The organism is Desulfobacterales bacterium, from assembly GCA_034003325.1.
GTDB lineage: Bacteria > Desulfobacterota > Desulfobacteria > Desulfobacterales > JAFDDL01 > JAVEYW01.
Genome location: JAVEYW010000008.1, coordinates 93,145 through 115,507, shown reverse-complemented (window position 1 = coordinate 115,507; position 22,363 = coordinate 93,145). Strand labels below are relative to the sequence as shown.

General features: G+C 49.5%; 16 protein-coding genes. 10 read left to right on the top strand and 6 right to left on the bottom strand.

The features are described from left to right. The first annotated feature begins 150 nt into the window (after positions 1-150). A complete protein-coding gene (locus RBT11_10495) occupies positions 151-2,034 on the top strand; it encodes an ATP-dependent helicase (protein MDX9787198.1) in 1,884 nt (627 codons plus the stop codon). Positions 2,035-2,367: 333 nt separating this feature from the next. Here the strand turns inward: RBT11_10495 and RBT11_10490 are convergent, their stop codons facing one another. After that, on the bottom strand, positions 2,368-3,030 hold the full coding sequence (locus tag RBT11_10490; protein ID MDX9787197.1) for a S24 family peptidase: 663 nt from the start codon (positions 3,028-3,030) through the stop codon (positions 2,368-2,370). A 271-nt stretch (positions 3,031-3,301) separates the two neighbouring features. On the opposite strand from RBT11_10490, the gene RBT11_10485 reads away from it, so the two are divergent. The 3 genes from RBT11_10485 to RBT11_10475 all read left to right on the top strand — a co-directional run bounded on the left by RBT11_10485 (position 3,302) and on the right by RBT11_10475 (position 6,245). Further along, complete coding sequence (locus tag RBT11_10485; protein MDX9787196.1) at positions 3,302-4,771, top strand: dynamin family protein; 1,470 nt, start codon at positions 3,302-3,304, stop codon at positions 4,769-4,771. Positions 4,772-4,835: 64 nt separating this feature from the next. Further along, the gene (locus RBT11_10480; GenBank protein MDX9787195.1) at positions 4,836-5,639 is read left to right on the top strand and encodes a HAMP domain-containing sensor histidine kinase; all 804 of its coding nucleotides are present in this window, start codon (positions 4,836-4,838) and stop codon (positions 5,637-5,639) included. A gap of 51 nt (positions 5,640-5,690) precedes the next feature. After that, entirely contained in the window at positions 5,691-6,245 is a 555-nt protein-coding gene (locus RBT11_10475) for a response regulator (protein ID MDX9787194.1), read from the top strand. Between the two features lie 102 nt (positions 6,246-6,347). Here the strand turns inward: RBT11_10475 and argS are convergent, their stop codons facing one another. From argS to RBT11_10460, 3 genes are all read right to left on the bottom strand, one after another. Further along, positions 6,348-8,120: an arginine--tRNA ligase gene (gene argS, locus RBT11_10470; GenBank protein ID MDX9787193.1), complete on the bottom strand. Its 1,773-nt coding sequence runs from the start codon at positions 8,118-8,120 to the stop codon at positions 6,348-6,350. A 132-nt stretch (positions 8,121-8,252) separates the two neighbouring features. Continuing rightward, a complete protein-coding gene (locus RBT11_10465) occupies positions 8,253-10,793 on the bottom strand; it encodes an ATP-binding protein (protein ID MDX9787192.1) in 2,541 nt (846 codons plus the stop codon). Between the two features lie 328 nt (positions 10,794-11,121). After that, the gene (locus tag RBT11_10460; protein ID MDX9787191.1) at positions 11,122-12,939 is read right to left on the bottom strand and encodes a hypothetical protein; all 1,818 of its coding nucleotides are present in this window, start codon (positions 12,937-12,939) and stop codon (positions 11,122-11,124) included. Positions 12,940-13,898: 959 nt separating this feature from the next. Between RBT11_10460 and RBT11_10455 the strand changes: the two genes are divergently transcribed. After that, positions 13,899-15,551: a glutamate synthase-related protein gene (locus RBT11_10455; protein ID MDX9787190.1), complete on the top strand. Its 1,653-nt coding sequence runs from the start codon at positions 13,899-13,901 to the stop codon at positions 15,549-15,551. 67 nt (positions 15,552-15,618) lie between these two features. On the opposite strand, the gene RBT11_10450 is transcribed toward RBT11_10455, so the two are convergent. Together RBT11_10450 and RBT11_10445 are read right to left on the bottom strand one after the other, a co-directional pair. Beyond that, entirely contained in the window at positions 15,619-16,923 is a 1,305-nt protein-coding gene (locus RBT11_10450) for a helix-turn-helix domain-containing protein (GenBank protein ID MDX9787189.1), read from the bottom strand. A gap of 281 nt (positions 16,924-17,204) precedes the next feature. Beyond that, a complete protein-coding gene (locus RBT11_10445) occupies positions 17,205-17,669 on the bottom strand; it encodes a PaaI family thioesterase (GenBank protein MDX9787188.1) in 465 nt (154 codons plus the stop codon). A 243-nt stretch (positions 17,670-17,912) separates the two neighbouring features. Between RBT11_10445 and RBT11_10440 the strand changes: the two genes are divergently transcribed. The 5 genes from RBT11_10440 (at position 17,913) to RBT11_10420 (ending at position 22,359) form a co-directional block, all read left to right on the top strand. After that, positions 17,913-18,437, top strand: coding sequence for an Rrf2 family transcriptional regulator (locus RBT11_10440; protein ID MDX9787187.1), 525 nt, complete (start codon positions 17,913-17,915; stop codon positions 18,435-18,437). Between the two features lie 596 nt (positions 18,438-19,033). Beyond that, on the top strand, positions 19,034-19,573 hold the full coding sequence (locus RBT11_10435; protein MDX9787186.1) for a hypothetical protein: 540 nt from the start codon (positions 19,034-19,036) through the stop codon (positions 19,571-19,573). A gap of 2 nt (positions 19,574-19,575) precedes the next feature. Continuing rightward, entirely contained in the window at positions 19,576-20,502 is a 927-nt protein-coding gene (locus RBT11_10430; protein MDX9787185.1) for a universal stress protein, read from the top strand. A 39-nt stretch (positions 20,503-20,541) separates the two neighbouring features. Continuing rightward, positions 20,542-20,964, top strand: a complete 423-nt coding sequence (locus tag RBT11_10425; protein ID MDX9787184.1) for a response regulator — start codon at positions 20,542-20,544, stop codon at positions 20,962-20,964. Between the two features lie 138 nt (positions 20,965-21,102). After that, positions 21,103-22,359 carry a WD40 repeat domain-containing protein gene (locus tag RBT11_10420; GenBank protein ID MDX9787183.1) on the top strand — a complete coding sequence of 419 codons (1,257 nt, stop codon included), beginning with the start codon at positions 21,103-21,105 and terminating at the stop codon, positions 22,357-22,359. Positions 22,360-22,363 lie beyond the last annotated feature (4 nt).

Sequence of the window (22,363 nt, the reverse complement as noted above, 5' to 3'; positions counted from 1 at the left end):
TTCATCCGTATCCTTTTATACAAGTATCACCTTGATGCGTTGCCATGATATCAAACTGAAATCGGTTTCATCGGGCAGCGGGATAGTAGTAACGGTCTGCGTGCCAAGGGGTGAAGACATGCGTCTTTTGATCGAATCAGGTGTTAGATTATGGAGTTGAACCGCCAGCAACAAGCGGCTGTTGAATACGAAAACGGGCATGTATTGGTGTTGGCCGGCGCCGGTACCGGAAAGACGCGCACTATTATTGCCCGGGCCGCGCACCTTGTAAAGCGCGGGGTGAAGCCGGAACGTATTTTATTGCTTTCATTCACGCGCCGCGCGGCCAGGGAGATGGTGGATCGGTTGAATCAAATGGTCGGCGCCCATTCGGCAAGAATATTGGCGGGAACCTTTCATCATTTTTGTCTCTACAGTATGCGGCGAATGCCTTCGGCCTTTCAGCTGGATTCGACTACGGTTATTGACCGGGATGATCAGCTTCAGCTTCTCAGATTAATTCGAAGCGAGATAAAAGACAAAACTGGACCTTTCCCACGCGCATCCGAGTTGCTCAATCAATGCTCCTATGCCAGAAACACGCTTCGGCCAATGGGGGAGTATCTGGACCAGTACACGAATTATGATGCGCAAACGGCTGAAAAGGTCATCCGGATTTTCAGCCGCTACGATGAACGAAAACGTCAAAACGGGTATCTTGACTACGATGATATTCTTTTTCGGTTTGTGGAGCGATTACATGATCCGGACATCGGTGCACACTTGCGCGGATTATATGATCATATTCTTGTCGATGAGATGCAGGATACCAATCCGTTGCAGTGGGAAGTACTTCAGGGGTTGCGGGATCCGGCGAAACTGTTTTGTGTCGGTGACGACGCGCAAAGTATTTATGCGTTTCGCGGCGCCGATTTCAGAAATGTTCATTCTTTTACTTCTCGGGTGCCCAATTCGGTTGTTCTCCGGCTGGAAGAAAATTACCGATCCACGCAGGGAATCCTTGAGCTGTCTAATTGGCTGTTGAAACAATCCCCGGTTCAATACGGCAAAAGGTTGACCGCTGTCAGAAAAGAGAAGAGCACGCCGGTGCTGATGGATTTTTCTTCGGATATAGAAGAAGCGAGGTGGGTTGTTGATGACTTGCGGCGACGCCATGAAAACGGGACAGCCTGGCGCGATATAATGATTATTACCCGGACCGGTTACGGCGCCAGGGCCGTGGAGTCGTATATGGTCGAGGAGGAGATTCCGTACCAGTTTATCGGTGGTACCAGTCTCTTGCAGACGGCCCATGTTAAGGATTTGCTGAGCATGGTTCGGGCCGCTGCCAATCACCGCGATGAGCTGGCTTGGGCTCGATATTTGACGCTTTGGCCACGAATCGGCGACGCAACGGCGGCTAAGCTGATTCATGGCATGAATCAAAGAGAGACTTTTTTCGAGGCCATGACCTTTCTCGCGGTCAAGCTGAAAAACAGGGAAAACATTATTAACGGCCCTCGCCAGGTAGCTGAGCAGTTGAGCGAGCCGGCGGCGGCCATGAAGGCAGCAGTGGAATTCTTAAGCCCGATGCTGGAAACCCGTTATGAGAACTGGCGTATCCGACGCCGCGATTTGGATCTTCTCGTGCGGCTCTCCGGTGAGCATCGCAGCCTTTCGGCTTTTCTGGAAATTTACACCCTGGATCCCATTTCCGTTTCTTCAGCCCAAAGGAAGGGACAAGAGGATGTGGTCACTTTGACGACGGTTCACAGCGCCAAAGGGACGCAAGCGCCGGTATGCTATCTCATACGCGTTGAGCCCGGCATGTATCCGCATTTGCGCAGCCTTGGCTCCGAAGATCAGATGGAAGAGGAAAGAAGAATCCTGTATGTGGCCATCACCCGGGCCAAGGACGAATTGATTGTCACGCGCACCTGGAACACCTACGGTTGGGCCCCGGCATCGTTTTACGGCGCCGTTGGTCCGCATGGTCGAGGCTCGCAATATCTATTAAATGATCTGGCGGAGCCGTTGGTGCAGCGGGAAAGATAAGCCGCGCCAATTTATCCGCCCAACACGCAGGTTAACACCATGCTGAAGATTACCGTTGTTGCCATCCACAAGCAGTCGTAAGCGCTTTTCATGATATGTGCCAGCATGAGTTGGTTCCTCCCTTCCATGTTTCTATGTTTTAAGCCGCTATACATCGTGCCGGTTATAATCCTTAAAATAGGCAATGCCTTTTGCCGGTTGGCTTGCTGACTCACATGGCCCAGGCCAAACTGAAGCGTTTTGGCATCAGGGTTGTTGATAATAAAAAACGAAAGTTTATATTTATAAACATTTGGACCTAAAAAAAGCGGCTCGAAAAATGGCCGCTGGTAATCAACATAATTCGCGACAGATCCAGACGACCTTCCCAATAATCCGGACGGTATTCATATCTTCCTTTTTCAGGTGAATCGGGGCGTAAGATGTATTGTCGCTGATTAACACCAGCGCTTGCGGGTGTTTTTCGAGGCGTTTAACCATAATCGTGTCTTCAATGCCGACGGCGTAGATGGCCCCCGCCAGAATGTCCTTCTGAGATTTATCGATCAGCACCGTATCGCCGTCTCTTATTTCCGGTTCCATGCTGTTGCCGAAAACATCCATCAGCACCATGTGCGCCGCGGTCCCTTTTCGTTGCAACCAAGCGGCCCGGAAAGAAAAAAAGCTGTCTATCTCCGATTCGACTTCAAATGATCCGTCACCCGCGCACAGGCGGGCCTTGACCTTTGGGATTTGCCTGAACGCTTCGGTCTGGCCGATCGGTGAATGGGACGAGTCGATGAAGGTTTGCCCCTCACCTTTTTCAAGCCAATCCGGATTTAACCCGTAGGTGCGGTAAATCTGCAGCAGCCATTTGGATGGAATCGCATCTTTTTTTCGTGCCTGCGTGATAGCGGAACGGTTAACCCCCAATACATCCGCAAGCGCCGTCTGAGAGCCGATGCCGGCAGCTTGGGATAACCGTTCTAAAAATTGGTCAAATCGTGCTATCGGCAAATAAATGGCTCCGGTTGTTTGAGGGAGGAAAATTGGCTCGTTTCATACTTTATAAACAATGTGTTTATAAATATCAACATTTTTTTATTACAGCCTTGTTGCTCACCTAATGGTAAAACGGGTCTGGCGCGAAGGCTTTGCCCATTTCACCATTCCTTATGGAAAAATGAATAAAAAACTGCTATGTACGAAAAACTGGCGCTGTCATTTTCGAATGGACGCGCGCTGGATAGATCTTCAAGGCCGCGCAGTAAACACGGGGACCCTTCAAATGAATGAGAAGAAGCTGCAGCGAGAGATTCAAGCCCGGGTTGAAAAAAAGCTGTTTCCTCTGTTTGAAGAATATTTGCTTGATTCAGGCGAATTGGCGATGGTGCTCAAATGGAAACCGATCGTTTTGCTGCTGGGCAATTATTCATCGGGAAAATCGACATTGATCAATGAGCTTCTAGATGCGGAGATTCAGCTTACCGGCCAGGCGCCTACCGATGATTCTTTTACCGTTATCACGGCGCCGGGGGTCAACGAAAAATTGGGTCTGGTCACCGGCGCGTCTCTGGTGAATGATGATCAGCTGCCGTTTTCAAGGCTCAAAGCCTATGGAGAGAAACTCAGCTCCCATTTCCAAATGAAACTGATTGATTTTCCTCTGCTGGAAAACCTGGCGATTATCGATACGCCCGGAATGCTTGATTCGGTGACGGAAAAGGGCAGAGGATATGATTTTGAAAAGGTGATCGGTGAGTTTGCCCTGCTTGCGGATCTGGTGGTGTTGATGTTTGATCCGCACAAGGCCGGCACCATCAAGGAAACTTATACAACAATTCGCGGCACGCTTCCGGAAACATCCGAGGAAGATCGGGTGGTCTACGTGATGAGCCGCATTGATGAATGTGATAACCTCGGCGATCTGATTCGTTCTTACGGCACGCTGTGCTGGAACCTTTCCCAGATGACCGGGCGCAAGGATATCCCTAGAATTTTTTTAACGTTTTCTCCGACTGTGCGCCGCAAAACCAAAGCACTCGAAGCATGGGTGGATGAGCGCAATCAGCTCAAGGAGAAAATTCTGGCTGCTCCGGGGCATAAAATCAGCCATATTCTGCACCTGCTCGATCGAAAGCTTCATGAACTCAAACTGACCGCGGAGGCAATGGTCGAATTTGTCAAGGGCGGGCGGTGCGCATTGCGAGGTGTGGTTAAGAAAGCCGTTATCGGTGGTATCGGCGTGTTTATAACGATCGATCTGTTTTCCGCCATGGTGACCGGGTCGGGGGGCCGCTCATTTCTGTTATCTCTTTTAGCTGGAGCGGTCGCAATCGACAAGCTGGTGCTGCCGTTGTTCGGTGTGTTGATCACTTGGTCCGCTTCGGCGCTTTGGTTTACCAAATGGCGGTTACCGCGATATTTTCAGGCTTGTCGGGAGGATGTGGACCGCCTGGTTTCGCTCACCACTCCCTACCAAGAATATATCTGGCAGCGTGTGCGCGGTAATGTGTTGGCACTGATATCAGCACCGGAACTTGATATGAAGGCCTTGTCCCACCCGCACCAGAAAAACCTTGAGCGGGTGGACCGGTTCATTCGAGAAGATCTTAAGCGGTATTTTTCAATGGACCGCCTGATCGTTGCCGAAGGAGATGAGCCGGGAGTGCAAATTTCGCTTGATTCCCCGTACGATGAGCCGACGGTCGCTCCCGATGAGTTGTCGCGACCGGTGGTGAAGTCCGAATCATTGTAGTATGGCGGCAAGTTGGGCGCTGTCGCCTTTTGTATATTATGGTTTCAATGAGGCCGAATTCAATATGTCGGAAACCCGCCAAATCCTTAAGGAAAGCGTGAAGAATTCTTCCGAATCGTCGTCAATCGGGTTTTTCAGGGAAATTGATGTGGATTTTCTTGTGCATGAACTGAAGGATCCCGTCGCTGTGATAGAGGCCGGCATACGAACGCTTCTGGAGCGCCCGGACAAGTTCGGGCCCTTATCCGAGCGACAAAGACGGACACTAGAGCGCGCCCTGAGAAATTCGCGCAAAGCCGGAAGACTTCTTCAAGAACTTCTTGAAATCGGGCGCGGTGAATCCGGCTGTTTTATTTCGGAAATGTTTCGACCCGCAGAGGCGGTTTTCACGGCACTGGTCGAGGCTGCGGAGAGTGTATCCGTCGAGTTGGCCGAATCGATCGCACCGGCGCAGACACGCCGGCAGATCGGCGAAGCGCTGCAGCGGGAAAATGTTCTGTTCGAGGTGTCGGAGCAGGCGAATCAGGTCGAGATTGTTCAGGATCAGCGAAAGTTTCAGCAAATTGTCGGTAACCTGGTCAAAAACGCGCTGTATCATCGCAAGAAACAGGTCGAGATAAGGGTGGATATCGGTCCGGTCGGCTTTATTGTAGATGTTCGGGATGATGGCCCCGGCGTACCGGCATCCTTTCATAAACAGATTTTTCAACGTTATATGCGAGCGAACGCATGTTTGGACTTACCCCGAAAGGGTCATGGGCTCGGCCTTGCCGGTGCCCGGGCCCTGGCAAGATGTCTCGGGGGGGATATTTTATTAAGAAGTGGCCGGGGACGTGGCGCTGTTTTTCGGTTCATTATGCCGATTTAAATATCATATTAAACCGTTGCGGTGCAATGGCATTTTTAAAAGGAGAGTCCAGTGACATCTTCATCTTATTTGTCGGGAAAACATATTTTGGTGGTGGACGATGATCCGGATATTCTGGAGTCCGTCGAGGAGATTCTGGACCTTGCGAAAATCGATACGGCGCAGGATTACGAGCAGGCGGTTCAAAAAATAAAAATGAATCCGTATGATCTGGCGATTTTGGATATCATGGGGGTCAACGGTCTGGTGCTGCTGGGGGAATGTGTCGCAAAAAAGATACCCACGGTCATGTTGACCGCCCATGCCGTGAATCCCGAAACCCTGATGGCGTCCATACAAAAGGGGGCCATCGCCTATTTCCCGAAGGAAGTACTGGCGGATCTGGATAAAATGCTGGAAAAACTGCTGGGAACCTGGCAGCGAGGCGAGCCGACCTGGAAATTCCTGTTTGAGATTCTCGGGGACTATTTTAATGAACGATTCGGCCCCGGATGGCAGGAAAAGGACAAGGATTTCTGGTCGGAGTTCAGTCGAACCTATCATGTGAGCAAAGGCATTCGTGAGCGCTTGATGCAGGATCCGAAAGTTCTTGAGCGTGGCGTATAGTGGCTTAAATCGACAACTACAAGTTTTCCGCTACGACGCAAATCAGGGTCCTGATACTTGTCGGCTGCGGAACGAAATTGGTGCCGGTTGTTGCCGAATGCGCTACATTTTTTCCATAACGTCAATATTAAGAAGCCGCAGTCCTTCCTTTATCATGCGGGCCACGGCAGCGGTTAGATGAAGCCTTGCGATGGCCAATTCCTTTTCCTCCGCGTTGATGACTGAGTGCTTGTTGTAAAACTGATTAAAGGATTTGGCTGTGTTAAAGATGTAATTGCCGATGAAAGAGGGGTTAAGTTCCCTGGCCGCCCGCGCCACGGCTTCCGGAAATCGAATCAGCAAGTGAGCCAGAACGAGTTCTTCTTCTTCCCCCAAAAGATGCATGGCGCCGGGTTGCGTTGCAATATCGAATCCCCTTTCCGCCGCTTTTCTCAAAATGCCGCAAATGCGGGCGTAGGCATATTGGCAATAGGGGCCGGTGAAGCCGTCAAATGAAATGGATTCCTGCGGATCGAAGTGAATGTCCTGGGCCGGTTTGACTCGCAACAGGTAGAATTTGATGGCGCCCGATGCGATTTTCTCGGCTCGCCTCAATACCTCCGCCTCCGTGAGTTCATGATCCGGATCACGCTTTCGCACCTCTTCGGCGGCCAGGGCTTCCATGCTCGTGATCAGATCATCGGCGTCCACCACCTTTCCCTCCCGGGATTTCATTTTCCCTTCCGGAAGATAGACCATGCCGTAAGATAAATGGTGGCAATTTTTCGCCCACTCATTCCCCAGAGCGTCCAGCAGCGTGAAGAGACATTGGAAATGATAATTCTGCTCACTTCCGACCACAAAAATGCACGATTCAAGGTGATGATCCGCCACTTTCAAAAGCGTGGTGCCGATATCCTGGGTCATATACAGGCTTGTGCCGTCGGGTCGCAGCAGGGTGATTTTTTTCGGCTCGCCGTTTTCATTTAAACCGAAACTTTTCTCGGGAAGAGAAAAAACCGTGTTGCCTTTTTGATCCCGAAACAAAATGCCTTTTTCAAGTCCTTCCAAGATCGCCTGCTTGCCGTGTTGATACGTTTGCGATTCGTAGTAGAACGCGTCAAAGGCAAGGCCGAGTCTTCGATAGGTCTCGGCAAAGCCCGCGTAAACCCATTCATTCATCATCTTCCAAATGCGGATGATTTCCGAATCCCCGTTTTCCCATTGCTGCAACATGGTCTGGGCTTTTTCTTCCAGGCTTGGGTTGGTATCGGCTTCCTTTGCAAAGCGCACATACCAGTGTCCCACGAAATGATCGCCTTTCATCCCTTCGGTCTCAGGCGTTGTGCCGTTCCCCCAGGTTTGCCAGGCCAGCATGCTTTTACAGATATGAACGCCCCGGTCGTTGACGAGGTTGGCTTTAATGGTGTTACACCCGGTGGCTTCATACAGCCGGGCCACCGCCATTCCGAGCGCGCCGTTTCGCACATGGCCCAAATGCAACGGCTTATTGGTGTTGGGTGAAAGATATTCCACCATTACCCGCCGGGAATCTTTGGATATGGGCGGCGTGACAAACGGGGGCAGGGTGAAAAGCTCCTTGCATGCGTAGTAAAAGAGCTCACCGGGATTTATTTTGACATTGATATACGGCCCCGCTGCGGTAACTTCCTGTATCAAATCGCCTTTTTCAAAACGCTCCGCGATTTGTGGCGCGATCTGGTTGGGGGCTTTTCGAAAGGTTTTTGCCAGGGCAAAGCACTCGATGGCAAAATCGCCCATGGCCACATTGGGCGGAGCGACAATTTTCACCTCGGGTGGGATTTGGCCGAAGGCCGCCTCGGCGGCCCGGTTAAAGTGATCCAGTACGGCATGCGTCAGACGATCCAGGTTCATTATAACGGTTTCCAGATTCTTAATGGGTTTCGATGTTCCGCCGCATCGGCCGGTGCATCCGAATTGTTCTTGAAAATGAATTAAAAAACCGCTCCAGACATAGACCATTTTGCAGGGCGGTTTCAAGTTGATTTATTTTTTTTGCCCAGGTTCCCTGAAACTCGCGCGGTCAAGTTCTTTTCGAATGGCCAGTCCAAGTTTTTCGATGATATAGGGCTTTTTCACATATACCCCTGCACCGAGGGCCAGGGCTGCATTTACCCGCTCGGTTTCGGAAAACCCGCTGACGATAATGGCTTTTTGTTTCGGATGAATAGATAGAGCGCTCTTGTAGGTATCCAGTCCGTCCATGCCGGGGTCCATAATCATATCCAGCACCAGCAGATCTACGGAATGCGTTTTCATGTAGACCAGCGCATCTTCTCCGCTTGAAACGCTTTCAACACTGTAGTTCAGCTTTTTGAGTATCGTTGTTGCCAGATCTCGTTGTTCTTTCACATCATCCACCACCAGAATGGATTCCCCGTTTCCCATATATTCAACAATCGGTATTGAGGCGGCTTCAACGGTCAGCTCTTCCCGCGTCACCGGAAAGTAAAGGGTAAAGGTGCTGCCCTTGCCAGCTTCACTATGAACATTAATATATCCATGATGATCCTTCACGGTGCCCCAGACCACGGCCAGTCCGAGGCCTGTGCCGCTGCGACCCATGACCTTTTTCGTATAAAAGGGCTCGAAGATGCGTTTAAGATCGGCCGGTTGTATGCCTTCTCCCGTGTCTGATACGGAAAGAACGACATAGTCTCCTTCCCGGATTTCATCATACCCTTGAATCGGCTTGTCGAGGTACCGGTTGGTGGTGTGGATGGTCAGAGTACCGCCGTCCGGCATTGCCTCGGCCGCGTTTGAAGCCAGATTGAACAACGTTTTGGCCAGATGGACCGCGGAACCGGCAATGTTCAGCAAGTCCGGATCAAGTGATGTTTTGATCCGGACGCCGGAATGGGCGGCGGACAGGCGCTCAAATTCGGGTGAATTGAGATTGGTAACGATGATCCGGTTCAGATTCAAAATGCTTCTGCCGGGAACCCCTCTTCTGGCCAGGGTCAAAAGATCTTCCACCATCGCGGCGGCTTTTTGCCCTCCGCCCAGAATAGCCTGAAGACCGCTGGCAAGTGGGCTTGGGGCTGCCACATCGTCTAAAAGCAGTTCCGCATAGCCGACAACCACCCCCAGCACGTTATTGAGATCGTGGGCGACCCCGCCGGCCAGGGTTCCCAATGCCTCCATTTTCTCGGCCCGCTGGAGTCGCTCTTCCAGAAATCGCTTTTCTTCCTCCATTTGCTTGCGGTCCGTGATGTCAATTGTGTACCCGGCAAGATAGCGCGGCTTTCCATCAAGATGAATGGGGAATTTGGTGGTGGTATAAATCCGCCCGTTAAGTTCTTCTTCCGTGTGAATCACTTTGCCTTCATTTAATATTCGCATGTCGTCTGCGATCATGCTTTTGGCCAGCTCGGACGGGAAAAGATCGTCCATGGTTTTGCCGAGCAATGCTTCTATTGGTTTTCCCAGCATTTTTTCATAATTTTTGCTCAGACGGATGGAACGGATTTTTTCATCTTTAAAAAAGATATAAATCGGGCTCTGCTCCAGCAATTGGTTGAATATTTCCTCGCTTTCGCGCAAGGCGGCTTCAGCCTTTCGCCTTGCGGTTTCCTCCCGGACGATTCCCCATGCTTTTGTGCCGAAATAGGAAAAAATAAAACTTAAGAGCAGCAGCAGGCCCACAACCGCGAGAATTTTGTTTTTGAAACTTACCAGGGATGCCAACAATTCATCCTCGCTCGACGCGATAACGATGCTCCAGAAGTTGTCGCCGATGGTAACCGGCAGATAGACGGCATGCTTCTTGACGGTTTTCCGGTGCTGATCTTTTATGCGATCGAACAGATAGACAGCCGTGCCCTGGCGGCCCTGCGTCATCTTCTTCGCCATGGAAAGGATGTCCGGAAAATCCTTGCAGTTATCGAAAACGGAGTTGCCCGTATGGCCCGGAACCGGGCAGTAGATCTCTGTTCCTTCTCTATCGATCATCCAGGCATAACCGGTTTTGCCGATATGAATTTCCTGCAGAAACCGCATGGCAATAGACTGAAAATTAATTAGAATACCGATGGACCCTTGGTATTCATTTCCTTTGAACACGGGCACATGCAAGGCAACGGCCTTATACCCCTGAACCGCGGTGAAAACATCGCTGACAACGGGCCGATGCGTTGTGAGACTCTCATGAATGTGTTTTTGACTGGAAAGGTCCTGGCCGATAAGGGCGGCGTTATAGGGCGATGTATAGATTATTTTGCCGAAAGCATCCACCCGGGAAAGTGCGGTGATGGCCTCGGGATCAATGGTTAAGGCAAAGTCCATCTCGTGCCGGCCCCAATCATCAATATCGGCGATATGGCCAGACTTGGCAAGCTTCGTGATGATTGCAATTAAATTGTGGAAAAAATTCTCAATCCCTTTTTGGGCCTGCCGGGCATGGATCATCTGCCGCGAATTTAATTCGGCAATGGCTCTGTCTTTGGCCTCGCTGTAAATTATATGAAAAAGATAGAGGCAAAGACAGACGGTACAAATCAGAAATCCGAAAACATATCGATACTTCACGGTTTCCTTTCAACCGTCTGCGCGAGCGGTCTATTACCGAAATTCGTTTCCCGGGCAATTTTCATAAAAAAATATCTCAAAAACAGGTGGGATTGTCAAACTATTCGATTTTTCTGTAATAAAAACAAGTTCGCCCTTGGTCGATGTCATGAGCGGCGCCGGTATGAGTCGCCAGGGGCATTCTTCTCAGTGGCGCTGGATTGCAAAGGTTGTATCAGCTGATAGGGAAATGACGGGGGGAACCCGGTGTTGCCTTAAAAAATTATTTTCGACCCCGCAGACATCCCAAAATTAAAACACAAGGGGGAAACTAACCATCGGTGAGCCATTATTCAAAAATCACGCCGTCATCGCTCCACTGAAAGATCTCACCGTTCACCACAATTTTTTCTTTTGCAAACCAAAGGTCGTAGTCGTCCGCATCTTTCTTCCCTTCAGCTTTTGCGGCGCTCGCCTTTTTATCGGTGGGCTTGGGCTTGTCTTCGGCGGCGGTGAAGAGGAGATAGTTTGAATATTTTACAGTTTTGGACAAATGTTCTTCGGACGGCACGATCTTGGATGCAAAAAACAGTTCGATACCGTAAGCATCCTGATCGGTTCTGTCGGTTGAAAGTGCTTCGCGTTCAAGCGCGATGGCGATTTGCACGCAGCGCTTTTTCTTGATAATGGTTTTGATTGAAAGAACATTTTTAAAGGTTAGCACCGTTATTTCCGGAAAGGCGGGTAGCGGGACCATCTCGGCGGGTTGAAAGTGATGCTCTTTGGATTCATTTGTGAGGCGCAAGGTCACCGCCATATTGTCCGCCATCCATCGGGTCGGTAAAAAAAGGATCAGGTTGTCACTTTTGAACATGTTAAGGGGGTTCAAAAGGGATCTGCTTTCAGTGAGCAACAGCACATGGTCGAATTCCGGTTCTATTTTTTTTAAAATATCGCGGTTGCGGATCTGCCCGTAAAGCCACAGCACATCGTAATTTTTAAGCTTGTCATTTTCCAGCACCGTGTCCATGATGCGGTTGAAAACATCGGGCTGGGCGTTTAGCAGTAAAACCGGGCCGACTGTGCGAATCATATCCGGATTTTCAATGAAGGCGAAATGCCCGTTGTCCAAATTGCGCAATATCAGCTGGCCGGCCCTCACCGAATCCCCCAACCGTGCATACTGAAGGGCCACAAAAAGGATGTTGCCCCAATCGGCATCCTCCGAATTGGCCAAAATCACTTCCAGGTCGTTTTTAAGCTCATCCGGTGTGGCCTGTTCAGCCATCAACACGGTTTTGCACATGGCGGTGGAGGCCGCATAGGGATCCTTTCGTAAAATGCCCTGATGAATGAGCTGAAACTGGTTGAAGCAGCGCAGTGCTTCCGCTTTATTTCCGATTTCCTGGGCCGCTTGTCCACGGTAATACCAGTAGGGTGGAAATTTCTGAAAGCCGTTTTCGATCCGCTCCAATTTACGATAGCGCAGTTTAAGGTCATTTTCTTTTAAAATGGCGATATAATCGCTGAGCTGTTTTTCGTCCAGCCGCCATTCATCGGGAAAATTATAGCGCCGCATTAACTCCCAGGAATATTTGAGCAGTTTCTTGTAAAAATTATTAAGCCCCTGAAGGGTTTTGGCTTCAATTTTCCATACCTTCTCTTCTTGCTCCTTTTTGTAATCCTCCATTTGGGAGCGGTAATTAAAATAAAAGGACCCGACGTTAAGTACGGCATTTAAAATGGTCGTATAGGGGTTAATGACCAGGTCGGTGTCAAAAATGCGCGACTGCACTCTTTTTTTAAGCTCGTTTTGAACATTCTTTTCGTAGTTGTGAGTGAGGTAGTCGCGGTCCTTATCTTGAATTTTTGAACTAGTGAGAAGATCCATGAGCTCCTGCAGCAAGGTAATGATGTCGGCGTCGGGAATCTTGCTCAAATTCAAGTTGTTGATGATGGCATTGTATTCCTGGTCGAGGACCACCTTGTCGTTATAGATGATGATATGGGTCAGGGATACTGCAATTTGGTTTAAGGCTTGCAGCACCTGCAGCTGGGTTTGGACCTGTTCCTGGTCCCTGTGGTCCTGTGCTCGAATTTCCCCGGGGCTCACGGCCCCTGCCAAAAAAAGAATGAACAGAATGATAATTAAACGTAAACAACTCATAATAATTTTTCTTTAAAGGCTCGTCATACTCGATTCAGTGATGGTGAGGTGGTGGGTAATATAACCTTGCTTTTTTATGGCTGATATATAGGAAAAGCCGGCTTGTGTGTCAAGATTTAAGAAAGACATCATCGTAACACCGAAAAATAGAGGACCATCGCTTCGATTATGAATACCAATGCTTCTACCGGCATGAAAGGTTCCGATCGGTTCTCAGCTCTCATGTACTTGGCCCGGGAATGCCGCATCTGGTCCAAGGTCATGCACGGATGATCCGGTTAGATCGCCTTTGTAACGCCATCTTGGCAAAATTATGTGTAACACACTGTTATAGAATAAAAAAAATAAATCGGATCAGGTCGCAAAGACGCGCCACAATCAAAAAGACCCTGCCGTGTTCACCCTGCTTGAATAAGCCTGACTAAAAAATACCGGTTGCCATAGATATTGATGATTGACATTAAATTACAGTTGCACTAATTGCTTTTGATTAGATAGTCTACCATGTCATATTATCCACCCTGTTTGTTCGGTGATTTTTGTTCTTTTTGCACAATGGCGTGCAATCTCATCGGCTCAAAAGCAGGGAGAATCCGCGGACAACGGCGTCTGCTTCCTTAAGAAGGGGAGGTAGGCGCTTTTTTTATAGCGATAAAATCCGAAATTTTAAGTGTTATCCTAAGTAGTTAGCTTAAAAAATACAGCGCACCTAATTTTTTAATACCCTCCGGTCCGGGTGAACACGAACGGTGTTTATGGTCAGGTTGTCGATCCCACTGCACAGCGGCGTGTCAGGGGGAGGGGAATCCGGGCGATGGTCAGACAGCGGCGTCTGGTTTCGAAGAGGGGGCTCGGATGCCTCGAATAATTCGCGGCATGAACGGCATTCCAACTGGCTCAATCCTAATCCTGTCGGAATAGTGTGTTGAGCGAAACCAAACAAAATGTGGAGGATTGTGATGCGATTTGAAAAATCAAATGATGTATTGGGAACATCGAACCGTGGAAACCCCGCTGAATCAAGTCTTTGTACGCTGTGTCGCGCCGATTGCATGGGGAAATGTGAAACATGGCTGTCCAGCATGGTTGGCCGCAAATTGCTTTATCCGAGAAGTTTCGGTTTGGTAACCGCCGGTGCAAACAATACCTGTCATGTGGGTGTTTCTTATAATTCGCTTCGAATTCAAGGCTATGCGTATGGCGCGTATGGTTTGAGCAGTGGTTTGACCAGCGACGCGGATGACTGTATTTTCCCTAATGTCAATCTGGAAACCCGATTCGGAAAGAAGAAAAAGACAGAAATTCGGATGCCGCTGATGACCGGTGCGATGGGGTCGACCTTTGTGGCCGAAAAATACTGGGATGCCTTTGCTATAGGCGGCGCTCTGGTGGGAATTCCCGTTGTCATCGGTGAAAATGTGGTGGGCGTGGACCGCAACTCGGAAATTGCCGGTGGCGAAACCAGAAAAGGTAAAATCAAAAGCGCTCCGGAGCTGGACCGCCGGATCAACACTTATCTGCGGTATTTCGATGGATACGGCGCCATCATCGTGCAGCTCAATGTTGAGGACACCCGTAATGGGGTTGCCGAATACGTGGTGGATAAATATGGGGACAAATGCATTATCGAACTCAAATGGGGGCAGGGTGCCAAGGACATCGGCGGAGAGATTCAAGTGACCAGCCTTGATTACGCCATCTTTCTTAAGGAAAGAGGCTATGTGGTCGACCCCGATCCAACGCTGCCTGAAGTGCAGAAAGCCTTTGAAGGAAAAGCGATTAATTCCTTTGCCCGCCACAGCCGGTTGGGGGGGACCAATTTATCTTCCGTCGAAAAGGTGCAAGAAGATTTTATGACCAGCGTTGAATACCTTCGCAGTATCGGGTTTGAGCGCATTACGCTCAAGACCGGCTCTTACGGGATGGAAGAGCTGGCCATGGCGATCAAATTTGCTACGGACGCAAAGCTGGATCTGCTGACCATTGACGGCTCCGGCGGTGGAACGGGCATGAGTCCCTGGAACATGATGCAGAGCTGGGGGGTTCCTTCCATCAACCTGCATTCAAAAGCGCATGAGTATGCCAGTATTCTGTCGGCAAAAGGACAAGATGTCGTGGATATGTCCTTTGCGGGCGGATTTGCCTTGGAGGATCACATTTTTAAAGCGCTGGCCCTGGGTGCGCCCTATACCAAGATGGTTTGTATGGGCCGAGCGATGATGATTCCGGGCTTCCTGGGTGCCAATATTCAGGGCGCGCTTCATCCGGAGCTAAGAGATGCCGTCAACGGCAACTGGAATGAGCTGCCCAAGACCGTGCTTCAAATTGGAAGAAATGCCGATGAGATATTTGCCGGATATCATGCCCTGGAAAAGAAATTGGGGAAAGACGAGATGGCGAAAATCCCCTATGGTGCCATCGCATTTTGCACGCTTACCGACAAACTGGCATGCGGGCTTCAGCAACTCATGGCAGGCGCGCGGAAATTTTCCCTTCCGAAGATTGCCAGAAGCGATATTTTTTCCGGAAACCGGGAAACCGCATACGAAACGGGCATTCCCCATGTGTCCGATGTGAACAATGAAAGCGCCAAGAAGATTCTCAATATGTAATAATCATCGGTCGTGTTAAAGCGAAAATCTTAAATATAAAGGCCCTTCCGGTTCGTCCGAAGGGCCTTTATTTTATCTTGATCCATAACAGGGCTGCCGCATCGGAACCGGTGCTCTCCCATTGCAATGGAATGGATGATTTTAAATGGATGATATCCCCGGCCTGAATGGTTTTTACGCCTCGCTCGAGCTTCACTTTCAGCTCGCCGGAAAGTAGATACCCCAATTCTTCGCCCTTATGCATGAAAAAATGTGAGGCGAGTTTTGTCCCCGGCAAAAGCTCAATCAAATACGGCTCGATTTTTGAATCCAGGCCGACTTTTGTCAGCAAAGATATTCGTCCGGATTCTTTTGGAATTCTAGGCAACTGAACATCCACCGCATCCTTGGCCGCGTAAACCACCTGATCGGCGCTGAAGGCGGATTTTTGGAAAAGAGCGCCGGCGTCCACGGATAAAATTTCGGACATCTTAAACAGCGCCGGCAGCGAAGGGTAAATCTGGTTGTTTTCCACCTGGGAAATCGTGCTAGGCGTAACGCCCACCAATTTGGCCAGCTCTGTTTGGGACAGCCCCTTTTGGGTTCGAATTTCCTTGAGCCGTCCGCCGATATTGATCGCCTCAGAATGCCCCTGTTCACCTTCAAAGACGATCTCCATGCCTTTGCTTCTATAGTTAGCGGTTTTGTTGAGGATATTCAGATCGCGTTTATCCGCTTTAAGAATCGTGAGGGAGGTCTTTCCACGGGTTAGCGACAGATCGATAGCCACCTGCGTGATCTTATTCAGATGCGCTTTTAAAACGGATGAATGGGCCTCCTTCTCAACGATCCAATAGGCGATCGTATTTAACTCATAGAGCCTGGGGCAGGAATGGGAATAAAATTTTTGAATCTGCTCTTCGCTTTCCCAAAGCTCTTGCATGCCGGTGAGGCTGTCGAAAATAAACCGCACATCGCCCGTCATGGTCTTATGCAAACCGTAAAAAGCCCCCATCACATGATCCGGGTTGTGCGGATCCTCGATGCGAATGACCTGGCAAATTTTATCTCCTCGTCCCCGGTTGTAAAACTTTTGAAATATCTCAGAGCCTTCCCCCTTGCCGTTGGTAAAACAGTCGAGAATGGTTAAGGCGGGATATTTTGCCAAAGGGCCGAGTTTTTCAAGAAGCGTTTTGGGGCTGTTGTCAAAGTTGATATAAATGACGGATTTTTTCTTGGCGATGGAGGCTTGAATCAGATGATAACAGAAAAGCTGCGCCAAACTGCCCGCGTTATCATACCACAACACATTGTCGCCGATGATAATGCCGCCATCCAACAGCAAGTCCAGGTGTTTATTGCCGGAAGTGACCAGTTTTTTATTCGGTTCCATACGGGTCTCAAATTTTTGCTGAACCTGAGTTGTAATCTAATGCGTTATTAGCAATTCAACCGTGCCGGTTCAAGGTGAAGTAAAAAAAACACCACACGCTGTTGCAAATAAGCGCCACGACTGTGCCAATTTTCCGCATGTCGCATGTCATGCCGTTCGCGGATTTCGTAAAAGAACTGTAGCCTGCGGGTCGAAGGGGTGTCTATGAATATTCCAAACCGTTTTTAAGCCTTATAAAGGTGGTTTTTAAACCCTTCCGGTGATGATGCGCATGCCGTGTGTTACTTAAAGGTTACAGGCACCTTTACTGCAACAACCTTTCCTTTGGCGCAAATCCGGCCGTTTGCGGATAACGTAGCGGCCAATACCACCTTGCGAGCCGTTATTTCTAAAATTTCTCCTCGAATATCAAGCGGCACACCAATGGGTGTGGGGTGCAGGTAATCGACGTGAAGCGAGGCGGTAACAAAGCGAATCGGCGGCTCCGTGTCCATGCCTCTGTTTTCCGCGCGATATGCGGCAGCGGCGGCGCTGCCCGTGCAATGGCAATCAATAACCGAGGCGATAAGTCCGCCATACACGTATCCCGGCATTGCCATGTGGTATTCCTTGGGCGTAAAAACAGTCACGGTTTCATCGCCGTCCCAATACGTTTTTATCTGAAGGCCATCCGGGTTGAGATGGCCACAACCGTAGCAATGGCTGTGTTCATCTGTGTAATAGTCCTGGAATGCTTTGTTTTTCATGGGGAAAACTCCTTAATAGGGTTGATCGAGAGGTTTGACAGGGTATCGATAAAAGAAGCAGCCGATCAACCAAGAACTGATATCAAAATAGGGGCCGTTAACCGGTGTGCGTAATTTATCGCCAGCTCATCGTAACATGGACGATTTTCCATGGCAACAACGCGCGCAAACTTTTTATTGACAAGCCAATTGAACCCCTAGTACCCTGCGTAAACATTCAACAGTGATAATAAAGTGATACTTATGAAGTTATCCACCAGAAGCCGTTACGGAACACGCATATTATTGGAATTATCTCGCCGGGGCACGCAACGGCCTGTTCAGGTAAGCGAGATATCCAAAGAACAAGGCATCCCCGTTAAATATTTAGAGCAGTTGATCCGCATATTAAAGCAGGCTAGACTGGTAAAAAGTATACGGGGTCCGAAAGGCGGCCATATTCTCAACCGACAGCCTTCGGAAATCACGCTGGGCCAGCTGGTTCGCCTTTTTGAAGGACAATCCGAGTTGGTTGTTTGCATCAGTGAGCCTGAAAAGTGCGCCATGTCCGAGGTGTGCAGGGTTCGATTGGCATGGATGAAAGCGACCGAGGCCCTTTACAGTATTCTGGATGCTATAACGATAGAAGATATTTTGCAGACGCGTCCGGGGGCAACGTCTTTATGCCAGGCCGACCCGCTGTTTTTGTTGGGTGATGACTGCGGTTGTTGTTCCGATGACGAGGGGTTGGCCGGTTTTTTCCCCTGTAGAAAAATCAACCAGGAATAATCTTCCCGCGCTTTCAAGTGGTTTGGATTTTTAGTCTGCCGTCTGCTTTTCATCCTCTAAATTCTCTCATCGGTATTGCGTTCTATTCGGAGAGCCCCAGCATGGGGGCCTTTATCAGAAACGAGCACAAACAGGTGTGCATAACTGGAGAAGGTTGTTTTCCGCCCAGCAGCCGCCCAGCCTCCGGCTTTGCCGGCTCGGGTATCAATAAATATCTGCCAAGCGTTGCTATTAAGCACATAATGTTGCATTTTGCTTGCAACATTCCCTCCGGTACCTTTTTCATATCGAAAAAACATCCAATAATTTTTAAAATTTTATAGTTAGAATGCATTACGCCTGTCGGGCTTGTTTTAATATTGACCGAACAGTTTGGGATTATGTTGCTTTTCCGCAACAAGCAAATACCCATTATAACGCCTGTTGGTCTTGTCTTATATCGAAGTAACACAAAGATATCATTATTCATATACGTTTTATGGCGTTTTTTTATTTTTCAGGCACGTCCTATGCAATGAGGTAGGGGCAACAGGGCCAATAGCATGAGAAATAGTATGCCCGGCAGAATGCTGATGTTTTTGTGAGGGTGAACGTGTATGAAAAAAATTAATCTGGAAATAAACGGATCTATTCACGTTAACCATTATCCCTTGGAAAAGCTGAATCCGCTGGTGTTTTTGGGCGACCAAATTATGCTGGCCAATGGGTATTGCCTTCGAAGTTATTTTTGCATGCTGGAGACTTATCCTGTGCTTCAGCAGCTGAGTGAATTTTTTCGGGGCGCGATTGAACGATACCACGAGATTTCTGAAGCGGATGCGGGGTATTTGGCATTAAAGCAGCTTGAGTTTGGAAAAACAATTGAAATGATAGGGTTTCCCGGGAAACCGCGGTTGGAAATATATAACAGTCTTAGAAGCGCAGGCCAAGAAGAAGGTTTGGAAATTCGTACCATCGATCTGTCGGGATTATTGGATGTCCCTTTAAGGCTCGGCAAACTTCGGCATATTGTTTTTGGTGACCAAGTGGATGTGCTCGAATTTGAGACGGCCTGCACATTGTTTGAATTTATTGATGGCATTGCCTGGGAGTTGGGATTTCACACCACGCCGGGGGAATGCGAAATAAGGAGGTAGATATGTTTAAAAAAATATTATTTGCGACCACGGCTTCACCGACCTGCGACCATGCGGCAAAAGTAGCGTTTGATTTGGCCAATAAATACGGTTCACAGCTGTATGTGTTTCATGCTTACGGGATTCCGACGCGGGGTTTTGGTGCATTTTCAACCGACATTCGTACCGGCGAGCAGGCGGGCTTCGATACCGATTATACGGAATGGGTTAAAGAGGAGATGAGAAACACCTACGCGGTGCAATTGGCGAAAACGAAGAATTGTATCCTTGAAACCCGAGCCGGTGTTCCCGCTACGGAGATTCTTCGGTTTGCACGAAAAGAGGACGTGGATCTGATTGTCATGGGTGCTCATACGCGGGAAGATGAAATCGGCGCCACCCGGTTCCGGAACATCGTGGGCAGTACGATGCAGAAGGTCGCAAAGAGTTCGAGAGCCCCGGTTCTCATCGTCAGCCGGCCGTGTGCCAATTGCTTCTGGTATTTTTCCAACATCGTTTTCGGCGCGGATTTTTCCAAGGCATCCATGTCCGCATTTCTTTTCGCATTGAAGGTTGCCAAGGAAATCGGTTGTAAACTTTATCTTTTTCACTCTCTGGACATCAGCAAAATTGCCGCTGGAAAAGTAGAGAGACAGGAGGAAATTGAACAGCAGATCGAGACGGCCAGGAAGAAAATTGAAGATCTGTATGTCAGCAAGATGGACGGGTTTGACAATTATGAAGTCGAAATTTGGGAAGGAATTCCCTATGTGGAGATTTTGAAGTATTCCAGAGAGAAAAAGGCGGACCTGATCGTGATGGCGCACCATACGCGGGAGGTCGATCTTGAAGAGGCTGTTCTCGGGAGCACGGTGGAACAAGTAGTCCTCCGGGCGGCAAGTCCGGTCGCCAGTGTGAACCATCCGGACAAAGTGACGGATGTGGCTTGATTTTTTAACGGGACGCGGGGAGGTAAATGGAGTGTGCGAATGGATAAGCCGAAAGTGCTGATCGTCGACGATGAGATAGATATGAGAATATTCATTTCGACTCTCTTCGAAACCAACGGGTACCAGCCGGTAGTATCCCGTGACGGGAAAGCGGGGCTTGAGAAAGCCAGGGAAATTATACCGGATCTTATCATTTTGGATGTGATGATGCCGGGGGAGGGCGGGGTGGCGATGTATCAGGGCTTGAAGATGGACAGCACCCTTCGGAATATTCCGGTGATCATGCTGTCCGCCGTGCCTCGAAAGACATTCATTCATTACCTGAAAATGCTTAATTTCCGCTTGGAAGACAATATTCCGGATCCGTCTCAGTATGTGGAAAAGCCGCCCGATGCCGAGCTGCTTCTCAGTATTGCGCGCCGGGTACTGGGTTCTAAAGCAGAAAGTGATTTGGTTAAATAGCAGTAGGAATTCTAACAGGTTAATTGACCATGCGCGTTTATGATGCGTGGTGCAAAGATGGATAGGTTAACTTATCAACCCGGCACAACGCCGTGCCGGTCAATGGACAGGCGGAATTTAATTAAGGAGATCTCAAGAATGGAACAAGTAAACCAGTGGGACTGGAAAGCCGGAACTCGAGAGGTGGCGAATCTCAGTGAGTGGGAGGAGCGCTATTCTGAGATATTGGAGCCGGTGGTCAGTCGGGACGGAGAAAAAATCGCCGCGGTGGTTCAGACGGAAGATGCGGAATTCAGTGTCTGTGAAAACGGTGATGCATGGGAAAACGGATTCGACAAAGTATGGCATTTACAGTACGGGCCGGATGGTCGGCTAATTGGCCTGGTGTCGGATACGGGGGCCTGGACAGTGGCCGTGGACGGAACGGCCTGGGAAGAAATGTCGGATTTTGTATGGAACCCCTTGGTGTCAGCGGATGGCCGGCATATTGCTGTGGCGGCACAGCGGGAAACGCGATATTTAATGATTCGGGATGATGTCCCATGGGAGACGGATTTTGGTCATGTCACGGATATCACCCTGAGCGCGGACGGCAACAACACCGCTGCCGCCGTTCAGACGGTGGCGACGAGTGAAGGCGATATTTTTGAATGGCAAAAAGGGTGCTATTCCGTGGCGGTCAACGGCGAGGTGTGGGAGAAAAATTTTGTCAATGTGTATGATCCTGTTTTCAGCGCCGATGGGGCGCATGTAGCGGCCACGGTTCGAACCAGTCTTTATGATTGCACCATTGTTGTCGATGGGAAGCCGTGGCAGCAATGCTGGCCGGCCGTATGGGAGCCGTTGTTTTCCAAAACGGGCGCTGTGATCGCTCCGGTTAAGGCTCCTAAAGGCTGGACGTTGGCACAAAACGGCGAGTTGTTGTGGTCACGGACTTTTGCGCAATTGTGGCATCAGCAATATAGCCCGGACGGAAATCGCATCGCAGCCATTGTGGCACCGAAATACGGCCGTTGGACTGTGGCGGTGGACGAGAAGCCATGGTCTGTAACTTTCGGGGATCTGGTTGATGAATTGGTTTTCAGCCCGGATGGAAAGCGGGTGGCATGTGCAGCGAAGGACAAAAATATGTGGACCATTGTGGTGGATGGCACGTCCTGGGGGGCCACATTCGATATGGTGTGGCAGCCGGTGTTTAGTCCGGATGGAACATCCGTTGCCGCAAAGGTGAAAAAGAATGGTCAATACATGGTGGTTGTCAATGGCCGCCCGGTGGTCAGTGACTTGGCAGAAACATGGAACCCCGTATTCAGCCCGGCAGGAGATAAGCTGATGGTGCGGGCGATAAAAGCCGATTCTGGACGTAAATACATTCGCCAGATCGTTTCCCTATAAGCGA

Excerpts from the sequence above, each read along its gene's own strand:
- RBT11_10495 (MDX9787198.1), top strand. The coding sequence starts at position 151 with ATGGAGTTGAACCGCCAGCAACAAGCGGCTGTTGAATACGAAAACGGG.
- RBT11_10485 (MDX9787196.1), top strand. The coding sequence starts at position 3,302 with ATGAATGAGAAGAAGCTGCAGCGAGAGATTCAAGCCCGGGTTGAAAAA.
- RBT11_10480 (MDX9787195.1), top strand. The coding sequence starts at position 4,836 with ATGTCGGAAACCCGCCAAATCCTTAAGGAAAGCGTGAAGAATTCTTCC.
- argS (MDX9787193.1), bottom strand. The coding sequence starts at position 8,120 with ATGAACCTGGATCGTCTGACGCATGCCGTACTGGATCACTTTAACCGG.
- RBT11_10460 (MDX9787191.1), bottom strand. The coding sequence starts at position 12,939 with ATGAGTTGTTTACGTTTAATTATCATTCTGTTCATTCTTTTTTTGGCA.
- RBT11_10455 (MDX9787190.1), top strand. The coding sequence starts at position 13,899 with ATGCGATTTGAAAAATCAAATGATGTATTGGGAACATCGAACCGTGGA.
- RBT11_10450 (MDX9787189.1), bottom strand. The coding sequence starts at position 16,923 with ATGGAACCGAATAAAAAACTGGTCACTTCCGGCAATAAACACCTGGAC.
- RBT11_10445 (MDX9787188.1), bottom strand. The coding sequence starts at position 17,669 with ATGAAAAACAAAGCATTCCAGGACTATTACACAGATGAACACAGCCAT.
- RBT11_10440 (MDX9787187.1), top strand. The coding sequence starts at position 17,913 with ATGAAGTTATCCACCAGAAGCCGTTACGGAACACGCATATTATTGGAA.
- RBT11_10435 (MDX9787186.1), top strand. The coding sequence starts at position 19,034 with ATGAAAAAAATTAATCTGGAAATAAACGGATCTATTCACGTTAACCAT.
- RBT11_10430 (MDX9787185.1), top strand. The coding sequence starts at position 19,576 with ATGTTTAAAAAAATATTATTTGCGACCACGGCTTCACCGACCTGCGAC.
- RBT11_10425 (MDX9787184.1), top strand. The coding sequence starts at position 20,542 with ATGGATAAGCCGAAAGTGCTGATCGTCGACGATGAGATAGATATGAGA.
- RBT11_10420 (MDX9787183.1), top strand. The coding sequence starts at position 21,103 with ATGGAACAAGTAAACCAGTGGGACTGGAAAGCCGGAACTCGAGAGGTG.